The sequence below is a fragment of the Cupriavidus sp. SIMBA_020 genome (assembly GCF_046535395.1).
GTDB classification, from domain to species: domain Bacteria; phylum Pseudomonadota; class Gammaproteobacteria; order Burkholderiales; family Burkholderiaceae; genus Cupriavidus; species Cupriavidus campinensis.
On sequence record NZ_JAWRWU010001825.1, the window covers coordinates 1 to 230 of the forward strand.

The 230-nt window shown below is 70.9% G+C and carries 1 pseudogene; it reads left to right on the forward strand.

From position 1 onward, the window contains the following. Positions 1-230: pseudogene (locus SB751_RS35900) on the forward strand (alcohol dehydrogenase); the annotation flags it as partial.

Genomic DNA, 230 nt, shown 5'->3' on the forward strand with positions numbered 1-230 from the left:
CTACGACGGCGGCTACGCGCAGTACATGGTCGCGCCGCAGGAAGCGCTCGCGCGCATGCCCGACGACCTCTCCGACGTCGACGCCGCGCCGCTGCTTTGCGCCGGCATCACCACCTTCAACGCGCTGCGCAACAGCGGCGCGCGCGCGGGCGACGTGGTGGCGATACTCGGCATCGGCGGCCTCGGTCATCTGGGCGTGCAGTTCGCGCGCAAGATGGGTTTCGTCACCG